At 69.7% G+C, this 20319-nt stretch carries 19 protein-coding genes; 16 read left to right on the top strand and 3 right to left on the bottom strand.

Going from position 1 to position 20319, the window contains the following annotated elements:
* The first annotated feature begins 3 nt into the window (after positions 1–3).
* The 15 genes from NLI01S_RS21705 (at position 4) to NLI01S_RS21635 (ending at position 16164) form a co-directional block, all read left to right on the top strand.
* Positions 4–786 (top strand): bifunctional ornithine acetyltransferase/N-acetylglutamate synthase, encoded by a 783-nt coding sequence (locus NLI01S_RS21705; protein WP_067607608.1) that lies wholly within the window; start codon positions 4–6, stop codon positions 784–786.
* Entirely contained in the window at positions 783–1769 is a 987-nt protein-coding gene (gene argB, locus NLI01S_RS21700) for an acetylglutamate kinase (protein WP_067607605.1), read from the top strand. Before NLI01S_RS21705 ends, argB begins: the two co-directional genes overlap by 4 nt.
* On the top strand, positions 1766–2974 hold the full coding sequence (locus tag NLI01S_RS21695) for an acetylornithine transaminase (RefSeq protein WP_067607600.1): 1209 nt from the start codon (positions 1766–1768) through the stop codon (positions 2972–2974). Before argB ends, NLI01S_RS21695 begins: the two co-directional genes overlap by 4 nt.
* Positions 2971–3915: an ornithine carbamoyltransferase gene (gene argF / locus NLI01S_RS21690; RefSeq protein WP_067607597.1), complete on the top strand. Its 945-nt coding sequence runs from the start codon at positions 2971–2973 to the stop codon at positions 3913–3915. The genes NLI01S_RS21695 and argF overlap by 4 nt, the downstream gene beginning before the upstream one ends.
* A complete protein-coding gene (locus tag NLI01S_RS21685; RefSeq protein WP_067607594.1) occupies positions 3912–4448 on the top strand; it encodes an arginine repressor in 537 nt (178 codons plus the stop codon). Before argF ends, NLI01S_RS21685 begins: the two co-directional genes overlap by 4 nt.
* Before the next feature lie 46 nt (positions 4449–4494).
* On the top strand, positions 4495–5913 hold the full coding sequence (argH, locus tag NLI01S_RS21680) for an argininosuccinate lyase (RefSeq protein ID WP_067607591.1): 1419 nt from the start codon (positions 4495–4497) through the stop codon (positions 5911–5913).
* Between the two features lie 426 nt (positions 5914–6339).
* Complete coding sequence (locus tag NLI01S_RS21675; protein ID WP_067607588.1) at positions 6340–8820, top strand: sensor histidine kinase; 2481 nt, start codon at positions 6340–6342, stop codon at positions 8818–8820.
* A gap of 1 nt (position 8821) precedes the next feature.
* Entirely contained in the window at positions 8822–9256 is a 435-nt protein-coding gene (locus NLI01S_RS21670; RefSeq protein WP_067607584.1) for a roadblock/LC7 domain-containing protein, read from the top strand.
* Between the two features lie 110 nt (positions 9257–9366).
* The gene (locus NLI01S_RS21665; RefSeq protein WP_371850628.1) at positions 9367–9726 is read left to right on the top strand and encodes a DUF742 domain-containing protein; all 360 of its coding nucleotides are present in this window, start codon (positions 9367–9369) and stop codon (positions 9724–9726) included.
* Positions 9707–10309 (top strand): GTP-binding protein, encoded by a 603-nt coding sequence (locus NLI01S_RS21660; RefSeq protein ID WP_067607577.1) that lies wholly within the window; start codon positions 9707–9709, stop codon positions 10307–10309. The genes NLI01S_RS21665 and NLI01S_RS21660 overlap by 20 nt, the downstream gene beginning before the upstream one ends.
* 149 nt (positions 10310–10458) lie before the next feature.
* Positions 10459–11376, top strand: coding sequence for a sirohydrochlorin chelatase (locus tag NLI01S_RS21655; RefSeq protein WP_067607574.1), 918 nt, complete (start codon positions 10459–10461; stop codon positions 11374–11376).
* A 275-nt stretch (positions 11377–11651) separates the two neighbouring features.
* Complete coding sequence (locus NLI01S_RS21650; protein ID WP_067607571.1) at positions 11652–13763, top strand: sensor histidine kinase; 2112 nt, start codon at positions 11652–11654, stop codon at positions 13761–13763.
* Complete coding sequence (locus NLI01S_RS21645) at positions 13753–14202, top strand: DUF742 domain-containing protein (RefSeq protein WP_067607568.1); 450 nt, start codon at positions 13753–13755, stop codon at positions 14200–14202. The genes NLI01S_RS21650 and NLI01S_RS21645 overlap by 11 nt, the downstream gene beginning before the upstream one ends.
* A gap of 103 nt (positions 14203–14305) precedes the next feature.
* Positions 14306–15538, top strand: a complete 1233-nt coding sequence (gene lhgO, locus NLI01S_RS21640; RefSeq protein ID WP_067607564.1) for an L-2-hydroxyglutarate oxidase — start codon at positions 14306–14308, stop codon at positions 15536–15538.
* A 116-nt stretch (positions 15539–15654) separates the two neighbouring features.
* Positions 15655–16164 carry a hypothetical protein gene (locus NLI01S_RS21635; RefSeq protein WP_084392790.1) on the top strand — a complete coding sequence of 170 codons (510 nt, stop codon included), beginning with the start codon at positions 15655–15657 and terminating at the stop codon, positions 16162–16164.
* A gap of 4 nt (positions 16165–16168) precedes the next feature.
* Here the strand turns inward: NLI01S_RS21635 and NLI01S_RS21630 are convergent, their stop codons facing one another.
* The 3 genes from NLI01S_RS21630 to NLI01S_RS21620 form a co-directional block, all read right to left on the bottom strand.
* The gene (locus tag NLI01S_RS21630) at positions 16169–16879 is read right to left on the bottom strand and encodes an HNH endonuclease family protein (RefSeq protein WP_067607561.1); all 711 of its coding nucleotides are present in this window, start codon (positions 16877–16879) and stop codon (positions 16169–16171) included.
* Positions 16880–17131: 252 nt separating this feature from the next.
* A complete protein-coding gene (locus NLI01S_RS21625) occupies positions 17132–17713 on the bottom strand; it encodes a TetR/AcrR family transcriptional regulator (RefSeq protein WP_067607558.1) in 582 nt (193 codons plus the stop codon).
* Positions 17706–18521 (bottom strand): alpha/beta fold hydrolase, encoded by an 816-nt coding sequence (locus tag NLI01S_RS21620; RefSeq protein WP_067607555.1) that lies wholly within the window; start codon positions 18519–18521, stop codon positions 17706–17708. The genes NLI01S_RS21625 and NLI01S_RS21620 overlap by 8 nt, the downstream gene beginning before the upstream one ends.
* 229 nt (positions 18522–18750) lie before the next feature.
* Between NLI01S_RS21620 and tyrS the strand changes: the two genes are divergently transcribed.
* The gene (tyrS, locus tag NLI01S_RS21615; RefSeq protein WP_067607552.1) at positions 18751–20049 is read left to right on the top strand and encodes a tyrosine--tRNA ligase; all 1299 of its coding nucleotides are present in this window, start codon (positions 18751–18753) and stop codon (positions 20047–20049) included.
* Positions 20050–20319: the final 270 nt, after the last annotated feature.

Genomic DNA, 20319 nt, shown 5'->3' with positions numbered 1-20319 from the left:
CCCATGAGTGTCACCGCACCCCAGGGCTTCCGCGCGGCGGGCGTCCACGCCGGCGTCTCCGCCAACAACCGCCGTGACGTCGCCATCGTGATCAACGACGGGCCCTCCCGGGCCGCCGGAGCGGTCTTCGGCGACCACCCGGACCCGGCCCCGCCGACCCTGTGGTCCCGCCAGGTCGTCGCGGGCGGACGTGTGCGCGCCGTGGTCCTCAACTCCGGCTGCGCCAACGCCGGCACCGGACCGCTCGGTTTCCAGGACGCCCACTCCCAAGCAGAACGCGCCGCCGAACTGCTCGCCGACTCCGCCGCCGAGATCGTGCTGGGCGCGGCCGGCCCGGTAGGGACCAGACCACCCCTGGACACCCTGGAGGAAGGTCTGACCAAGGCCGTAGCCGAGGCCGGAAGAGGCGGGGGCCTGGCCGCCTCCGACGCCATCCGCACCAACGACACCGTCGCCAAGATCGCCTTCCGGCGCGAAGGGGGGATCACCGTCGGTGGTATGGCCAAGGGCCCCGACCCCTCCCTGGGATCGGTCCTGTGCGTCCTCACCACCGACGCCGACCTGGACCACCGGCAGTGTCAGGACATGGTCGAGGAAGCCGTCGCCGAGACCTTCGCGCCGCTGACCGGAACCAACGACATGGTGCTGTTCATGGCCGGCGGAGCCACCGAGGGCCCCGCCGACGAGAACGTCGTCCGGGACCTCTTGGCCCGGGTGTGCGCCGAACTCGCCGCCCAGCTCGACGCCGATCCCCCCACAACCGAAGACAAGCAGGTCACCGCATGAACTCCCGCACCGCACAGGACCAGGCCCGGGCCCTGGACAAGGCGGCCAACCTCATCGAGGCGCTGCCCTGGCTCTCGCGCTTCCACGGACGCACCGTCGTGGTCAAGTACGGCGGCAACGCCATGATCAGCGAGGAGTTGCGAGTCCGCTTCGCCGAATCCATCGTCTTCCTGCACTACGCCGGACTGCGTCCCGTCGTCGTCCACGGCGGCGGCCCCCAGATCAGCGCCATGCTCGAACGCTCCGGGGTGGAGTCCACCTTCACCGCCGGCCTGCGCGTCACCACCGACGAGGCCATGGACATCGTCCGTATGGTGCTCACCGGCCAGGTCAACCGAGAGATCGTCGGCCTGATCAACCAGCACGGCCCCTTCGCCGTAGGCATGTCCGGTGAGGACGCCAACCTCCTGTACGCCGAACGCAAGAACGTGGAGGTCGACGGAGAGACGGTCGACATCGGCCGTGTCGGCGAGGTCCAGGGGGTCGACCCCGGAGCGATCTCCGCCCTGATCGCGGACGGTCGCGTCCCCGTCGTCTCCAGCGTCGCCCGCGCCGACGACGGCGGCGTCTACAACATCAACGCCGACACCGCCGCCTCCGCCCTCGCGGTCGCGCTCGGCGCCAGCAAGCTCATCATGCTCACCGACGTCGAGGGTCTGTTCGCCGACTATCCGGCCAACACCGACCTCATCAGCCGACTGAACGTGGACGAGCTGCGCGCCGTGCTGCCCTCCTTGTCCTCCGGCATGCTCCCCAAGATGGAGGCGTGCCTGAACGCGGTCGAGGGCGGCGTTCCCCAAGCCCACATCATCGACGGTCGGGTCCCGCACTCCCTGCTCCTGGAGGTCTTCACCGACCGGGGCGTGGGCACCATGGTCGCCGACGAAGTACTCGAAGCCGAACTGCTCGGCGGCAACGGCCACTACCCGCGCCCCTGGCGCCCCACCCACACCGACGGTACGAACCCGGGAGAGACAAAGTGACCAGCAGCGAACTGAGGGAGCGCTTCGAAGCCTCGCTCATGCCCAACTACGGGGTCCCACCGATCGCCCTCACCCTCGGGCGCGGCTGCGAGGTCTACGACGCCGACGGACGCCAGTACCTCGACCTCATCGCGGGCATCGCCGTTTCCGCCCTGGGACACGGACACCCCGCCCTGGTCCAGGCGGTCGCCCGTCAGGCGGCCACCCTCGCCCACACCAGCAACCTGTTCGTGCACGAGCGCGAGGTCCAACTCGCCGAACGTCTCATCGACCTGGTCGGCGGGGACGCCAAGGTCTTCCTCGCCAACTCCGGCACCGAGGCCAACGAGGCCGCACTGAAGCTGGTCAAGCGTGCGGCCGGCCCCGCCCGCCACTACTTCGTCGCCATCGACAAGGGTTTCCACGGTCGTAGTTCCGGCGCGCTCGCACTCACCGGCAAGGACGCCATCCGTGAACCCTTCGGTCCCTTCGGCATGGACGTGCGCTTCGTCCCGCACGGTGACCTGGACGCGCTCGGCGAGGCCGTCGACGAGCACTGCATCGCAGTGTTCCTCGAACCCACCCAGGGTGAGGCCGGGGTCGTCCCCGCGCCGGAGGGCTACCTCGCCGGAGTACGCGCCCTGTGCGACCGCACCGGAGCCGCCTTCGTCCTCGACGAGATCCAGAGCGGCATCGGCCGCACCGGCGCGTGGTTCGCCCACCAGGCCGAGGACGTGCGTCCCGACGTGCTCACCCTCGCCAAGGGCCTGGGCGGTGGCCTGCCGATCGGCGCCACCATCGGCTTCGGCCGCTTCGGCGACGCCTTCCACAAGGGCGACCACGGCTCCACCTTCGGCGGTAACCCGGTGGCCTGCGCCGCGGCGCTCGCGGTCATCGACACCATCGAGGAAGAGAACCTGCTGGAGCATGTCCAGGTGATGGGCGGGGTGTTCGCCGAACACCTCGAAGGCATCGACCATCCCCTGCTGGCGGGCCAGCGCGGCAGTGGCCTGTGGCGCGCCCTCGCACTCACCGGCCCGCACGCCGCCCACGTCCAGGAACAGGCCGCGGTCCGCGGGTTCCTGATCAACGCGGTGGCCCCCGACACCATCCGTATCGCCCCGCCCCTGGTCATCACACCCGAGGAGATCGGGGTGTTCATCGAGGCCCTGCCGACCATCCTGGACGCCGCAGAGGCCGCCGCGACGAAGGAGCCGCAGCCATGACCCGTCACTTCCTGCGCGACGACGACCTCAGCCCTCAGGAACAGGCTCAGGTCCTGGACCTGGCCGACGAGATGAAGAGGGACCGTTTCGGCCACCGGCCCCTGTCCGGCCCGCGCACCGTCGCCCTCATCTTCGACAAGCCCTCCACCCGGACCCGCCTGTCCTTCTCGGTGGGCGTGGCCGACCTGGGCGGCAGCCCGCTCGTGCTGGACTCCGGCAGCACCCAGATGGGACGCGGTGAACCCCTGGAGGACACCGCGAGGGTCCTGGAACGCCAGGTCGCCGCCGTCGTCTGGCGCACCTTCGCCCAGGCCGACCTGGAGAACCTGGCCCGCCACATCAGCGTGCCGGTGGTCAACTCCCTCACCGACGAGTTCCACCCCTGCCAGATCCTCGCCGACCTGCAAACGATCCGGGAGCACAAGGGCGCCCTGGCCGGCCTCACCCTCGCCTATCTGGGAGACGGCGCCAACAACATGTCCCACTCCTACCTGGTGGGTTGCGCCACAGCCGGCATGCACGTACGGATCGGAGCGCCGGAGGGCTTCCACCCCGACCCGGTGGTCCTCACCCGTGCCCGAGAGCTCGCCGCCGCCACCGGCGGTTCGATCACCGTCACCACCGACGCCCGCGCGGCCGCCGACAACGCGGACGTGGTCGCCACCGACACCTGGGTCTCCATGGGCCAGGAAGGGGAGGAGGAGTCCCGCGAGGCGCCCTTCCGCCCCTACATCGTCGACGAGGCGCTCATGGAGGCCACCCACCCCGAGTCGATCGTGCTGCACTGCCTGCCCGCCTACCGCGGCAAGGAGATCACCGCCGGGGTCATCGACGGCCCCCGGAGCGTGGTCTGGGACGAGGCGGAGAACCGCCGCCACGCCCAAAAGGCCCTCCTGGCCTTCCTCCTGGACGAGAACGACAAGCTGCCGACCCGGGGATGACGAACAACGACGGCGGCACCACCGCCCCCATGACCAAGGCGGCCAGACACGCGAGAATCACGGACGTCCTCACCCGCGAGGACGTCCGTTCCCAGGGCGAGCTGGCCAAACGCCTGTCCGAGGGCGGTGTGCAGGTCACCCAGGCCACCCTCTCCCGGGACCTGGACGAACTCGGCGCGGTCAAACTTCGCACCGCCGACGGCAACCTGGCCTACGTCCTGCCGGGAGAGGGCGGCGAGCGCCTGCAACGCACCCGTCCCGACAGCCTCGACCTGGAACAGGTCTCCGGCGCACGCCTGAACCGACTCGCCGAGGACCTCCTCGTCTCCGCGGAGGCCTCCGCCAACATGGTCATCGTGCGCACCCCGCCCGGGGCCGCGCAGTTCCTGGCGTCGGCCATCGACCACACCGACTTCCACGCCATCCTGGGCACCATCGCCGGCGACGACACCATCCTGGTGATCTCCCGCGACCCCCAAGGCGGGGAGGACCTGGCCGCCGCCCTCCTCCGACTGGCCGACCGCAGACCCTGACGGCACCCGCACCGTCCACACCGACCGAACACTCAAGGAGAACACCATGGCCGACCAGCCCGAGGCCCTGCGCCTGTGGGGCGGCCGCTTCGAGGGCGGACCGGACCAGGCCCTGGCCCGTCTGTCGCTGAGCACCCACTTCGACTGGCGGCTGGCCCGTCACGACATCGCGGGTTCGCGCGCCCACGCCCGTGCCCTGCACCGGGCCGGACTGCTCGACGCCGACGAACTCGATCGCATGATCGAGGGACTCGACCGGTTGGAGGTCGACGTGGCCTCGGGCGAGTTCACCCCCGTCCTGGCGGACGAGGACGTGCACACTGCGCTCGAACGCGGCTTCATCGAGCGGGTCGGCGCCGAACTCGGCGGTCGGCTGCGCGCGGGACGCTCCCGCAACGACCAGATCGCCACCCTGGTCCGCATGTACCTGCGCGAGGAGGCCCGCGCCATCACCGATGGGCTGCTCGACCTGGTGCGCGCCCTCGCCGACCAGGCCGGGGCCCACCCCGACGCCGCCATGCCCGGCCGTACACACCTGCAGCACGCCCAGCCGATCCTGCTCGGCCACCAGCTGATGGCCCACGCCTGGCCGCTGATCCGCGACGTCGAACGGCTTCGGGACTGGGACCGCCGCGCCGCCGTCTCCGCCTATGGATCCGGTGCCCTGGCCGGTTCCTCCCTCGGGCTGGACCCGGAGGAGGTCGCCACCGAACTCGGATTCCCCGACTCGGTGGAGAACTCCATCGACGGCACCGCCTCGCGCGACGTCGTCGCCGAGTTCGCGTTCGTCACCGCGATGATCGGTGTGGACCTGTCCCGGTTGTCCGAGGAGATCATCCTCTGGGCGACCAAGGAGTTCTCCTTCGTCACGCTCGACGACGCCTTCTCCACCGGTTCGTCGATCATGCCGCAGAAGAAGAACCCCGACGTGGCCGAACTGGCCCGAGGCAAGGCCGGTCGCCTGGTCGGCGACCTCACCGGCCTGCTCACCACCCTCAAGGGTCTGCCGTTGGCCTACAACCGGGACCTACAGGAGGACAAGGAACCCGTCTTCGACGCCGTGGACAGCCTCCACCTGCTACTGCCCGCCATGACCGGCATGGTCGCCACCCTGACCTTCCACACCGAACGGATGGCCGAGCTCGCCCCGCAGGGCTTCTCCCTGGCCACCGACATCGCCGAGTGGCTGGTCCGTGAAGGGGTGCCCTTCCGGGACGCCCACGAGATCGCCGGCGGTTGCGTGCGCGTGTGCGAGGAACGCGGCATCGACCTGCCCGACCTGACCGACGCGGACCTCGCCGCGATCTCCGGGCACCTCACCCCGGCCGTCCGCGAGGTCCTCACCGTCCCCGGTTCCCTCGCCTCCCGCGCGGGCAAGGGCGGTACCGCTCCGGTCCGGGTCGCCGAACAACTGGAGCGGCTGCGCTCCGCCGTCGAGGAGCACCGCAAGGGCTTCAGCGCGTAGACGCTGTTCGGTGACCCGGTGTCCGAACATGCCGAAGCGTTAGCGGTGGTGCTCGGCGGTAGGGGGTTGTGGTTCGGGCGTCGTCAGGCCCTGTTCTTCGAAGGCTCGGGGAGGTGCCGTAGGTGTGGTTGTGGGGTACGAGCCATCACACCGTAGGTGCCGAAGGTTCCTGATTTCCCGGCGTCCGAACACGCCGAAGCGCTAGCGGAGGCGCTCAGCGGTAGCGCGTCCGCATCACCCGAGGTGACGCGGTTTCCACGACCGATGTGGAATTCCCCGTACAGCGCCGGGGGCTGTGCGATAGCGTCCTGACACTGCGGGCACCACACGTGTTCCCCTCTGTACGAGCCGTCATCGCTCGCGTGGGGACAGCCACTTCGGCAGGCGTCGTTCGGTGCCCGCGGCCATGGCCGGGGGAGGAGCGCAGTGGGACAGTCCGCAGGCCCGGGGTCCGGGATCAGAACACAGCTCAACCGCATCGTGTTGATTCCCGGCATCACCTTCCTCGTGCTGTTCGTCGTGCTCAGCTCGGCCACCCTCGCGCAGGCGGTCTCCCTGCGTTCCTCGGTCACCGACGGTCGGGCCGCGGCCGAACTCACCGCCGCGCTCACCGCGCTCCAACACGAACGACGAGTGAGCGCCGAGTACCTGGCCGCCCCCGACGCGGAGCGTCGTGGCGAGTGGGCCACGGCGGCGGGCGAGACCGATACCGCGCTGGAAGGGGTCCGCGAGGTCTGGGACACCCTCGCGGTCGATCCCGAGGACCCGGACCCGCGCGCGAGCGCCTTTCGAGAAGCCCTCTCCGCGGTCGAGGCCAGGCGCGCCGCCGACCTCGTCGAACCGGGGGAGGCCACGGAGACCATGGGGGTCTACACGGAGGCCGCGCGGCTGGGAGTGCGCCTCTACGAACACACCGTCCGAGGGTTCGACGACGGTCCCGCCGCGCTCGAAGCCGCAACCACCGGTGACCTGCTCTGGGCCCAGGAGGGCTTCGCCCACGCCGACGCCGTCGTCAGCGGCGCGTTGGCCGAAGGCGAACTGGATCCGCGACGCCGCGCCGACCTCGCCTCCCTGAACGGGGAGGTCTCCGGTCGCCTGGAATCCCTGGCCACGTCCGAGGGCGAGGCCTCCGTCGACATCGCCGGGCTCCTGGACTCCGAACACTGGGCACGGGCGACGGAGATCACCGACACCCTGGCCCACCACGAGGCCACGGTCGGCATCGACCCCCTCACCGGCGAACAGACGAGTGACCGTTCCGTCCCCGGTGGCCTCGGCGACTGGCGCGAGGCGGCCGACCGGACCGAAGGGGTCCTGACCGCCACGGTCGCGGACCACTCGGCCGCCGTGGTCGAGGCCACCGAGTCGTCCAGTTCCTGGATGTTCACCCTGGCCGTGGGCGGCGGCATCATCTCGCTGTTCGCCGGCACCGTCGCCTACGGTGTCGCCTCCCGCTCGGCCGGTCGGCTCACCCACCGACTGGCCACCCTGCGTGCCCAGTCCCTGGCCATGGCTCGCACCGACCTGCCCAGGATCGTGCGCCGTCTGGAGGCCGGGGAGTCGGTGGACCTGGACACCGAGATGAAACAGCTCGACCACGGCACCGACGAGGTCGGCCAGGTCGCCGACGCGTTCAACACCGCCCAACGCACCGCCGTGGCCGCGGCCGTCAAACAGGCCGACATCCGCGCCGGGGCCAACCGGGTCTTCCTCGGCATCGCCCACCGCAACCAGTCGCTGGTCCAACGCCAACTCCAGCTCCTGGACCGGGTCGAACGCGAGGAGGAGGACCCCGACCTGCTCGAAAGCCTCTTCCAACTCGATCACCTGGCCACCCGCGGCCGTCGGCACGCCGAGAACCTCATCATCCTGGGCGGGGGACGACCGGGTCGACGCTGGCGCCATCCCGTGCCCCTGGTCGACATCCTGCGCGGTGCCATCTCCGAGACCGACGAGTACGCCCGCGTCGAACTCACCTCCGTACCCGACCTGTCCCTGGTGGGATCCGTCGTCGCCGACGTCATCCACCTGCTCGCCGAACTGGTGGAGAACGCCACCGCCTACTCCCCGCCGCACACCGACGTCACCATCGACACCGGCACCGTCCCCAAGGGCGTGGCGATCGAGATCGAGGACCGCGGCCTGGGCATGACCGAGGAAGTACAGCGCGAGGCCCAGCGGACCCTCACCGACGGTCACGAGTTCGACATGATGACCCCCGGGACCGACGGACGCCTGGGACTGTTCGTGGTGGCCCGCCTGGCGCGCAAACACCACATCGGGGTGCAGTTGCGCCCCTCGCCCTACGGAGGGACCAGGGCCGTCGTACTGGTCCCCAACGACCTGGTGGCCTCCGGACCCTCGCACGACCTGGTCGGGATCACCACCCTGGGCCGGTCCGGCTCGAACGGATCGGAGGGACTCGATGCGCGAGCCGACGCCACCGACCTGCTCGCCGCGGAAGCGGGGACCAGGCCCGGACGCCCGATCCTGCGCCCTGTGCCCGACCCACAGAGCACGAACGAACCTCGGGCCGACATCGATTCCGGGACCACCACCACGCCCCCGCCGCTGCCTCGCCGGGGGAGAGGGCGCGGCACCGACGATCGTGTGTCGCGGGTCGAACCCGAGAACGAACCCGCGCGGGTCGGCGCGGGCCCTGGCCGGGAGGGACTGCCCCGACGCCGTAAACAGGCCAGCCTGGCGCCCCGCCTCCGGGACAGCGAACCCACCGAGTCCGCACCGGTGGCACAACGCAGCCCGGACCAAGCACGCCGCATGATGAACGCCTTCAGCGCCGGAACCCGGCGCGGTCGGGCCGAGGAGATCGGTACCGACGGGCTCGGACACGGAAGTGAAGACCAGGTCGGTGCAGCTGCCGACGACCACAGGGGAGAGAACGACTGAGATGGTGGGCAAGAGCAAGGCCGCGGACAACCTGGACTGGCTTCTCGACGATCTGGTCGACCGCGTCGTCGGCGCCGGTCACGCGATCGTGCTATCGGCCGACGGGCTGCTGCTCGGCCGGTCCCGGGGTCTTGGAGCCGAGGACGCCGAACACCTGTCGGCCCTGGCCTCGGCCTTCCAAAGCCTGGCACGGGGCACCGGACGGCACTTCGGAGGCGGTGACGTCCGACAGACGGTGGTGGAGATGGAACACTCCTACCTGTTCGTGACCGCCGCGGGCGAAGGCGCCTGCCTGGCGGTATTGGCCTCCGAGGACGCCGACGTCGGACTGGTCGCCTACGAGATGAACCTGCGGGTCAAGCGGGTGGGCCAGTTCCTCACCGCCGCGCCCCGCCGCCCCGGCCGGCTCACTCCCACGGGAGGTGTCGGATCATGAGTGCCGCGTACGACCGGCGAGGGGCGCGGGGGCGGGAGCCGTTCCACGGACGGGACCGCACACGGCATTGGGGGAGAGGCCATCCGACCTCCGAAGGTCCCGCCCCGGGTGTGCGCACCGGCGACGCGCCCACCGGTCCGTTGGTGCGTCCCTACACCATCACCAAGGGCCGCACCCGTCCGCCCACCGCGGGCGGACGGCTGGACATGATCACCATCGTGATGGCGATGGGCGATCACGAAGGACGCCCCCAGGACCCCGAACGACAGGAGATCCTCGACCTCTGCCGTCGCCCCATCTCGGTCGCGGAGATCTCCGCGCGCCTGGACATCCCCCTGACCGTCGTCAGGATCCTGCTGGGCGACCTGATCGCCCAAGGCGACGTCCGGACTCGGGCGGCCGCGCCCATGACCCAGCTCCCCGAGAAGAAAGTGCTTCAGGCGGTACTCGATGGCATCCGTAGACTCTGAGAACCGGACGGGCGCCCAAGAGGCGATCCCGCAGGCAGTCAAGATCATCGTCGCCGGAGGGTTCGGCGCCGGAAAGACCACCCTGGTGGGCGCGGTCAGTGAGATCACCCCGCTCAGCACCGAGGAGGTGATGACCGAGGCGGGTTACGGCGTCGACGACCTGTCGGGGGTGGAAGCCAAGTCCACCACCACGGTCGCCCTCGACTTCGGCCGTATCACCATCAACCAGGACATCGTTCTCTACCTCTTCGGCACCCCCGGCCAGGACCGCTTCTGGTTCATGTGGGACGAACTCGCCGAGGGCGCGTTGGGCGCGGTGGTCCTGGCCGACACCCGCAGACTCGACACCTGCTTCCACGCCGTCGACTTCTTCGAACGTCGTCAGGTCCCCTTCGTGGTGGCGGTCAACCGCTTCGACGGCGCCACCGCATACGAGACCGATGAGGTACGGGAGGCCCTGGACATCTCGGCGCATGTACCTGTGCTGATGGCGGACGCGCGCGAACGAGGATCGGCGAAGGACGTCCTCGTTCGTTTGGTGACCCACGTCATCGATGGCCGCAGGCCCGCCTTGAGCGGATGACGGGGGCGCCCCCGAGCAACGAGAGGGGGCCGAACCGGTATACGTTCAGGACATACACCCCTGAATGTGGTGTTGAACGCTACAATGTCGCCGCAGCGACCCCTGATTTGTTCATGCGCACCCATCCGCCCTCTCGTCTGAATCCTGGTATGCGAAACTCTGACCGACTTCCCCCACGTGAACTGCCCAAGCGGCGCTCTGGACGTCACCGCAACCCGTTGTCCTTCGACAACTGGTTCGGAACCCCGGCTCTGATCATGGCGGTGCCGGGCACGGCCGAACAGGCTCGGGGAGCCGACGGCGAGTCGATCGGCGCCCGGATGGCCGACCTCGTTCGGGCCTACCGCCCCGAGGTCACCATCCGCTACGGACACATCGAGGGCGATGATCAGACCCTGACCGAGGCCCTCTCCGAGCTGGACGACGGCGATGACCGTCCGCTGGCCGGCGTGGTGGTCCCGCTGGTCACCGCCCCGCACACGGCCACCAACAACGCGATCGAGGCCGCGGTCTCCGAGGTCGACGCCAACGTCCGGGTGACCGAGGGGCTAGGACCGCATCCGATGCTCGCCGAGGTCCTCCACCTTCGCCTGGCCGAGGCCGGATTCGTCCGCGCCGACCGGATGCGACTCATCAGCGTCACCGCACGCGACACCACGATGGCCGACGGCGTCGTCGTCGGTGCCGTCGGTGGTGAGGGTGCGGTGGGCGCCGCCGGTGTGACCGCGGTCCTGCTCGCCGCCCGTCTGGGCCTGACCGTCCTGCCCGCCGACCTGGAGGACGAGGCCTCGCTCGAACAGGTCATGGACCAGATGCGCCAGGGTGGCAGCCGCCGCCCGGTCATCGCGCCCAGTGCCCTGGGGCCGGAATTCCCGGCCGAGCGCCTGGCGGACCTCGCGGAGCGCTTCGGCGCCAGACCGAGTGCGGCGATGGGATCCGACAGCCTGCTCGGCAAGATCGCCGCCCTGCGTTACGCGGAGGTGCTCAACTCCCTGGGGGTGGAGCAGCCGCCGACCGCCGAGGAGCTGCCCGCACCGGTGGGTTCGCGTCACCGTCCCGACGACTGAGGGCGCGACACGCCCATGGCTTGAGGGTTTCAGAACAGGACCGTCCGGGAAACCGGGCGGTCCTGTTCTGTTCTCATCCGCTGTGACCTGGGTGTTCATTCGGGGGTTCCGGTCCACCTAACACGTTTCGGCCCGGTTTTCGCGCCTGTGCGGATAACTGTTTGTGATTATTCGACAACGTACGGCAATGATTTTTCGATAGCCTCGGCAGGACCGAAAGCCGCCGGGGCACCACTCCAGGGAAAGCCTCGGCACCCGTACGGGCTGGAGGGGCCATGCGCAGAAACCACGCGTCCACCAGGACGATCCGCGGACAACTCACCCGCATCGTCCTGATCCCGAGTCTGTGTTTCCTCGCGCTCTGGTTGATCATCGCCGCAGTCGGCACGGTCCAGTCCGCCCAACTCGTGGGCGACATCGGCCAGACGCGCCAGGGCACCCGGACCCTGTCCGATGCGGCCGAGGAGCTGCGCGCCGAACGCCGTCTGTCGGTCGTGCACCTTGGCGCCCAGGAAGCGGGAGAGACATCCACCGCCCAGCAGGAGCTCGAAGGGCAGCGCGACCGCACCGACGAGGCCTTGGCGAGCGCGATCGATCTGGCCGCGGGTTTCAAGGACCGGGACCAGGAGGTACGTCGCGGCGCAGCCGAGGTCGCCGGGGCCACCGAGGACCTCACCGCGTTGCGCGCTTCGATCGACGACCGGTCCGGAGATCGCCCGACGGTCCTGGCCGGATACGGCGACCTCATCGAATCCCTCCAGGCCACCTCCGTCGCACTGGTCCACTCCACCGGGGTAGGGGAGAACCTGGGCGACGCCGTCCTCACCCGCGAACTCCTCAACGCCTACGAGGACTACGCGACCGCCGACGCGCTCCTGGCCGGGGTCATCGCGGCAGGCCGGATGAGCTACGAGGAGACGGCCCACTTCACCTACCTCACCGCCTCCTACCGGGCCACACTGGAGGGCACCGACCACGAGACCATCACCGAAGACGCCGCCTGGACCGAGACCGAAAGGCTCAGCCGACGAGTGGTCACCCGCCCCCCGGTCGCCGAAGGCGTCGACGGGGTCGACGGGGGACCGCTGAGCGAGTGGAACTCCGCCGTGGAGGTGGGCGCCGCCGAGTGGGACGCCGCCTCTCCCGTCTCCCTCGAGGCCCTGGGCGAGTCGACCCGCTCCCAGACCGCGCGCACCGTCGACCTGGCCTGGAACGCCGCCGTCCTGGAGATCTGGATACATTCGGCCGGAGCCGCCATCCTCCTCCTCGGTGGTGTGACCGCCATCGCGCTGGTCGGCCGCTCCTCCCGCCGCCTCAGCGAACGCCTCTCCGCGCTGCGTGAGCAGATCATGGAACGGGACGCGGACCTTCCCGACATCGTCGAGCGCGCCCAACAGGGCCACAAGGTCGACGTCATCGACGAACTGCCGCCTCTGGACGAACAGGGCGACGACGAGATCGGTCAGGTCGCCGAGGCCTTCGACAGCGCCCAGATCACCGCGGTGGAGGCCGCGGTCCGCCAAGCGGAGATCCGTCGCGGCGCCAATCGCGCCTTCCTCGGCATCGCCTTTCGCAACCAGACCCTCGTCCAACGCCAACTGCGCCTGCTCGACGAGATCGAGTACAAGGAACAGGACCCCCAGGCCCTGCGCCGACTCTTCCGCCTGGACCACTTGGTCACACGGGCGCGTCGCTACGCCGACAACCTCATCATCCTCGGCGGCGGCCAATCCGCCCGGCGCTGGCGCCAGCCCCGCCCCCTGGTGGACGTGCTGCGCGCGGCCATCGCCGAGACCGAGGACTTCGAACGGGTCCGACTCACCTCCGCGCCCCGTGTGCTGATGCACGGACAGGCCGTCGCCGACATCGTCCACCTGCTCGCCGAACTCGTCGAGAACGCCGCCCAGTTCTCCCCGGCGGGCACACCGGTGGACGTCGGCTGTGCCCCGGCGACCGAAGGGTTGCTGGTGGAGATCGAGGACCGAGGCCTGGGCATGTCCGAACAGGGGTACGCGGCCGCCGAGCGAACCCTCACCCAACCCCCGGAGTTCGACGTGATGGCGTTGCCCGACGACCCGCGCCTGGGTCTGTTCGTGGTGGCCCGCCTCGCCGAACGCCACGGCGTCAGGGTCTGGCTCCATCCCTCGCCCTATGGGGGAACCCGAGCCACCGCCCTGATCCCCGACGGCCTGCTCGAACCGGTCGACAACCCGCTCACCGTCTCCGGTGCCGTCAACGGCCACTCCGTCCAGAACGGGGTCGGCAGCTCCGGGCCGCAGTGGACCGTGGGAGCCTCGGGCCCGCAAACCCACCTCGGTCCGTCGGGCCCCCACGGGATCGCGCCGCTCCCGACCCGGACGCCACCAGGAGGACACCGTGAACGCTGAGGGCCGGCACGCCCGCCGTCCGGAACGAGACACCTTCGACCGAACCGGCGCCTTCAAGGGCCGAGCCACCGAAGAGGCCGTGGAGAACGAACGGTTCCTGCGCCCCTACGCAATCGACGCGGGCACGGCGGAACCGGACATCGTGCCCGGGCGTGCAAGCGGACCGGTCGACCTCGACCTGCTCTCCCTGGTCGTGGCAGCCAGAACCCCGGGCCCGGCGGAATGGCTCAGACCCGAACGTGAGGCCATCCTCGCCCATGCCCTGCACGCCCGCACCGTCGCCGAGATCGCGGCCGAGATCCGCCTACCGGTCGGCCAGGTCCGCGGCATGGTCGCCGCGATGATCGCCGAAGGGGCCCTCCAACGCTGTGGTCCCTCGCGACCGCTGGAACGTCAGGACATCCTGCACGCCGTTCTCGTCGGGCTGCGTTCCCTCTGACAGTGTTTGTTCCGGGTCTCCTCCGGCGCTTCGGCACGTATTCGGGCGCCCCCGTGGTTCACCCAACAGGACCTGGTATTCCGAGTGTTGCTAGCGTGCGCCCATGCGCAGCACCGAACACATCGGCATCATCGGAGCGGGGATCGTCGGCCTGGCCCTGGCCCGCCACGTCACCCTCCAGCGTCCGGGCACCCGTGTCACCGTCCTGGAGAAGGAGGACCGGGTCGCCGCTCACCAGACCGGGCACAACAGCGGTGTCGTGCACGCCGGGCTCTACTACCGGCCCGGCTCCCTGAAGGCCACCCTCTGCCGTCGTGGCGTCGGCATGCTCCGCGAGTACTGTGCCGAGCACGACCTGCCCTACCGCGAGGCGGGCAAGCTCCTGGTCGCCGTCGACACGGCGGACGAGGACCGCCTCGACGACATCGAACGCACGGCTCGCGAGAACGGCGTACCCGGCATCACCCGCCTGGGCCCCGACGGTATCCGCGACGTCGAACCCCACGCCGTGGGCCTGACCGGACTCCACTCGCCCACCACCGCCATCACGGACTTCGTCGCCGTGGCCGAACAGCTCGCCGACGACGTACGTCGAGGCGGAGGCCGAGTCCTGCTCAACACCCCCGTCCTGGACCTGCGTCAGGACTCCGACGGTGCCGAGGTCCTCACCGGAGACCCCAAGGGCGATCGGGTCGTACACCGCTTCGATCAGGCCGTGCTCTGCGGTGGCCTACAGAGCGATCGACTCGCACGCATGGCCGGTGCCGACCCCGATCCCCGCGTGGTCCCCTTCCGCGGGCACTACCACGAGATCGTCCCCGAGCGCCGCGACCTGGTCCGGGGCCTGATCTACCCGGTGCCCGACCCCCGCCACCCCTTCCTCGGGGTGCACCTGACACGCCACGTCCACGGTGAGGTCATGGCCGGCCCGAACGCGATCCTGGCCACCGCCCTGGAGGGATACCGCGCCCGGGACCTGCGCCCACGCGAACTCGGTCGGACCCTGACCTGGCCCGGTTTTTGGCGTCTGGCCCGCCGACACTGGACGGTGGGCGCACGGGAGACGGTCGTTTCCGCGTCCCGTTCGGTGTTCGCGGCACAGGCGCGTCGACTGCTGCCCGAGATCACCACCGCCGACCTGCGTCCAGCCCTCGCGGGGGTGCGCGCCCAGGCACTCGGACGCGACGGATCCCTGCTGGACGACTTCCACGTGGACACGCACGGGCGGGTGGTGTGCGTGCGCAACGCGCCCTCACCTGCGGCGACCTCCTCGCTGGCGATCGCCGAGTTCCTCTACGACTCGCACCTGGCCGGGCACCGTCCCACCCGGACCTAGGGTGTGTCGGACCGGAGTTATCCACAGGTTCGAGGACACTCTGGTACCGGGCCGCCGCCGCGCCGACGATGGAAAGGGTGGCGCGGGACGGTCCCGTGGCCACCGGTGGAGGCGCAATGTCCCTGACCAGGTGGGCCCCGGCGGCCCTGGCCGTCGTACTCGCGCTCGTGCTCACCGCGGCCGCGCCGGCCGCAGGAACCCGAGGAGGACCCTTGGACGGATTCACCGTCACACACCTGCCCGAACAGGTCGGGGCACAGACCTCGGCCGCCGACTTCACCTACGAATGGGAGGACGTCGCCTTCACCTCACGGGCCTGGGAACAGGCCAAGGAGGGTGGCGGGTTCCAGGTGGTGCTCCAGGTCCTGGTGATGCGCGGCGACGAGTTCGTCGATCTGGACGCGGTCCGGTCCTTCCTCACCCGCTACCACGAACGCGACCCCGAAACCTGGGAACTCACCGACCTGACCAGGGACGACGGTGCCCCCGCCCTGCACGGTGACCGGGAGGCCTTCTGGACCCCGGGCGAAGGCGTCGCGGTGGAGGTCCGCGACACCTCGGGGCTCCTGGGCCGAGAGGAACTCCTCGCCACCGCCAGGGGAGTGGTCGAGGAGAATCCCGCCTGAGCGGCTAGCAGCCCTCCAACACCTCGCGCACCGCGGTCTCCTCCTCCGGGTCCATGCTCAGATCCCACTCGTGCTTGACCTCGATCCACGAGACCACGTAGTCGCAGTGCGAGGACTCCAGCGGCGGCAGCCAGTCCGACGGGTCGGCGTCGCCCTTGGAACGGTTGGTCGAGGCGCTCACGGCCCACAACTGGGTGGTGTCCAGATCGTTGGCGAACCGTCCGCGGTCCTCGGTCGACCACTCGTGGGCGCCCGACCGCCACGCCTCCTTCAAAGCGACCATGTGGTCGATGTCGAGATCCTGCGCGTCGTCGAACGTCTCGCCGTCATAGGCGCTGTACCAACTGCCGGAGGTCGAGCGGCAGTCCTCGTCGATCTCCACGCCCTCGCCGTCGCGCTTCAGCACGGTCTCGCGCGTCGAACAGCCATCCTCTTCGCTCCAGTGAGGGAACAGCGAGCGGTCGTAGCCGCCCGGGTCGTTCTCCTCCTCGACACGGATCTCCTCGACACGCTCACGGGCCTGGTCGACATCGGAGGCCGAGGCGTCGCCGGGGGCGCCCTGCGGCTCGCTGGAGGACCCTTCGGTTCCGAGGTCGATCACCCCCGACTGCTGCAACACGATGACGACGACCACGACCACGCCGACCAGCGTGCTGACGAGGGCCGCCAGTTTGGACTTCGGCTTTCGACCCCTGGGGGAGGACTGCTTCGACATGCGGGAGACTCCAACATCTGTGCGCCCCGACCGGCGGGGAGAAGGTCACGACCACTCCAAGCTTGGACCATCGAGGAGACCCGAAGAACTCGAAGACGGACCCGAGCGAGGAGGTCGAAGGCCGACGACCCCATCAGAAGGGGTGCCACACCGGCGCTGTGGCCCCACGCAACGCACGCAACCGCCGAGGTTCCTCACACGGAGTCCGTCACGCCCTCACGAACCCCGACACCCCGAAATGTCCGGCGAACATCAGGTCCCCCGAGTCTCGGGCCACTGTTCGAGGATCCGAACGAAACCGTCCACCAGCAACGTGTAACTCTCGTCGAGGTTCTCCGGCATCTGGAATCCGCCGTGCGTCTCCAGGTCGATGAACCCGTGCAGGGCACTGCGCAGAGCTCGGATGACATGCACCAAGCGGTCATCGGGGATGTCGAACCCCCGCAGGACCGAGGCGATGACCTCGACCGGGCGGGCGAACGCCGCATAGGTCTCGGCCTCCTTCGGTGGTGGGGCCTCCCGCTGCAACGCGGTGTATCGCCCGGGATGCTCGTGCGCGTAGGTCCGGAACGCCGCGAAGAGCGCGCGCACGGCCGCGCCACGCGAGAGACCGACCGCGGCCGTGCGCAGCCGTTCGGACAGGTCGGACACGGCGGCCAACGCCACCCGGCGGCGCAGTTCGTCCAACCCCGGGACGTGTTTGTAGAGACTGGGAGTGGCCACGCCCAGGCGCTTGGCCACCGCGGCCAGAGAGAGCGCCTCGTACCCCTGTTCGTCGCACAGCCGGGACGCCTCGGTGACGACCACCTCCGGGGTCAGCCCGGCCCTAGGCATCGGCGGTCACCTTCTCGATCAGGTCCACAAGGACCGGGGCGACCACGTCGGGCCGCTGTGATTGGGCGTAGTGACCGCAGTCGGGCACCATCACCGACCGGCCGCCCACCACGGAGGACACCCATCGGGCCTCGGCTCGCGGATCCTTCCAGTCGGGGTCCCGCTCGCCCATGATGACGACCGCATCGGCCGTCATCCCTTCCGTCGTGTCGATCGTCTCGTTGCGCGCGTTGATGGTCGCCGTGATCGCCCGGAACCGCTCCTTGGGCCGCAGCATCCGCAGGACCCGTTCCTTTTGGTCGGCGTGGTCCTGTGGGGTGCGTCCGACGTGCAGCCGGTCGTACCAGAAGGTGAGAGCGCGGGGTGCCCACGGTCGGGTGAGCAGGATCCGCATCATGGCGCGGGTCGCGGGGTCGAGAGCCGGTTGTCGCAGGAACGGGCCGAGGAGGGCGATACCGGCGACCAGGTCCGGCCGGTCGATGGCGGCGATGGTCGCCGCGGCGGCGCCCATGGAGTTACCGACCATGACCACCCGTTCCCCGCCCAGTTCCTCGGCCAAGGCGATCGCGTCGGTCGAGGCGGCGCGGCTGTCGTGAGCGGTGAAGGTGGTGTCGCTGTCCCCGTGGCCGCGCAGGTCCATGACGGCGACCCGGTACCCGGCGGCGGCCAGGGCCCGGCCGACGAAGCGGAAGGACGCCCGGTGGTCGAACATGCCGGGAACACAGACCACGAGGGCCCCGTCGTTGTTCCCCTCCCCACCGTAGAGGTCGTAGGCGATGCGTCCCTCGGGGCGTTCCAGATGGTGCATGGTCGATTCTCCCTCGCGTCGGCTATTGCCTTTAACCTAGAAGCTAATAGGGTTAGCCGTGATGGTCAAGGGGTGCCCCGAGCGGGTTTCGGGCGAGACGCGATGGGGCGGGGGACACGGCCCGCCGGCGTGACCCACGCCGGAAAATCGGGTGAGGCACCCGGTGGGCCGACCTAGACTGGTGGGCAGATCGGGCCGTGGGCCCGCCTATCCGACAGAGAGCTACACAGTGATCGACATCATCGACGAACTCCAGTGGCGCGGGCTCATCGCGCAGACGACCGACCTTGACGCACTTCGCAAGGCGCTGGCCGATGGTCCGATCACCCTCTATTGCGGCTTCGACCCGACCGCGGGAAGCCTGCACGTCGGCCACCTCACCCAGGCGCTCACCCTGGCCCGCTTCCAGCAGGCCGGTCACCGTCCCATCGCCCTGGTCGGCGGTGGGACCGGCCTCATCGGTGACCCCAAGCCCAACGCCGAGCGGCAGATGAACTCGGTGGAGACGGTTCGGGAGTGGGTCGGTAACCTCACCGGTCAACTGTCGGCCTTCCTGCGCTTCACCCCGGAAGGGGAGCAGGCCGGTCCCACCGACGCGATCCTGGCCGACAACGGCGACTGGCTCCGCCAGATCAACGCCATCGAGTTGCTCCGCGACGTCGGCAAGCACTTCAGCGTCAACCAGATGCTGGCCCGAGAGACGGTCAAGAGCCGCCTCGACGGTGAGGGCATGAGCTACACCGAGTTCAGCTACGTGTTGCTCCAGTCCTACGACTACGTGCAGCTCTACCGCCGCTACGGCTGCGTCCTGCAGACCGGTGGTTCCGACCAGTGGGGCAACATCACGGCCGGCCTGGACCTGGTCCGTCGGATCGAGGGCAACGAACCGCACGGGTCCGCGCATGGACTCACCACGAATCTGCTGACCAAGGCCGACGGCACCAAGTTCGGCAAGACCGAGTCCGGCACCATCTGGCTCGACCCCGAACTCACCTCCCCGTACGCCTTCTACCAGTTCTGGTTCAACGCCGACGACCGCGACGTCGCCCGCTACCTCAAGGTGTTCACCTTCCTGTCCCAGGAGGAGATCGCCGACCTGGAGCGCCAGACGCAGGAGCGTCCCCAGGCACGTGCCGCCCAGCGCACCCTCGCCGAGCAGCTCACCACGCTGGTCCACGGCGAGGAGGAGACCCGCAAGGTCAAGGAGGCCAGCCTCGCCCTCTTCGGCCGCGCGGACCTCTCCGAGCTGGACGCGCGCACCCTGGAGTCCGCGCTGTCGGAGGTACCCAAGGCGGAGGTGGAGGGCTCGGTCACCGACCTGCTCGTCACCGACCTGTTCGCGCAGAGCGGGCTGACCCCGAGCAAGTCCGCGGCCCGACGTGCGATCCAGGAGGGTGGCGCTTACGTGAACAACGTGAAGGTCACCGACGTCGAGGCCAGGCTGACAGCCGAGGACGTGCTCCAGGACCGCTTCGTCGTCCTGCGCAAGGGCAAGCGCAACGTCGGCGGCGTCGTGCTTCGCGGCTGACGTCGAGCAGCCCGTAGAGGGGCCGTTCTTCGCGAGGAGGGCGGCCCCTCGCGCGTTCCGGGAAAGCCCGGGTTTGGCCGCGGCTCAAAGAGGGCAAGAAGCCCATGTCTGACAACAGCCGATGTGACGCGTGGGCCTGGTGTGAGGACCGCGTACGTCAGGGGCCTTGAGAAGCCGCCCGAACCGGGGCGATCGAGGCCCGGATCGCCGTAACGGCACCGGATCCGGGTTCTGAGTTGACGTCTGTCCCCGACGTCCCTACACTCGAAA

The organism is Nocardiopsis listeri NBRC 13360 (assembly GCF_001570765.1).
Taxonomy (GTDB): Bacteria; Actinomycetota; Actinomycetes; order Streptosporangiales; family Streptosporangiaceae; genus Nocardiopsis; species Nocardiopsis listeri.
This window is presented reverse-complemented; position numbering and strand designations above follow the sequence as displayed.